We start from the raw sequence: 337 nt of genomic DNA on the forward strand, positions 1-337 counted from the left end.
AGGTCCAGCTGGTGGGAGGAGAACAGCACCGGGACCCCGCCCTCGGCGCGCTGCCGCAGTCGGGCGGCCATGTCGTCCACGGCGAAGGGGTCCAGCCCGGAGAACGGCTCGTCGAGGACCATCAGCACCGGGTCGTGCACCAGCGCCGCGGCGACCTGCACCCGCTGCTGGTTGCCCAGCGACAGGGTCGAGAGCACGTCACCGGCCCGCGCGGTCAGGTCCAGCTCGTCCAGCAGGGCGCTGGTCCGTGACCGGGCCTCGCCCCGGTCCAGGCCGTGCACCCGGCCCAGGTGCACCAGCTGCTCGGCCACCCGCATCTTGGGGTACAGCCCGCGCT

1 protein-coding gene is annotated in these 337 nt (G+C 73.9%); it reads right to left on the reverse strand.

Going from position 1 to position 337, the window contains the following annotated elements:
- The coding region (locus tag N869_RS16200) for an ATP-binding cassette domain-containing protein (RefSeq protein ID WP_035063542.1) at positions 1 to 337 on the reverse strand (337 nt) is incomplete at both ends.

Source organism: Cellulomonas bogoriensis 69B4 = DSM 16987 (assembly GCF_000767165.1).
GTDB classification, from domain to species: Bacteria; Actinomycetota; Actinomycetes; order Actinomycetales; family Cellulomonadaceae; genus Actinotalea; species Actinotalea bogoriensis.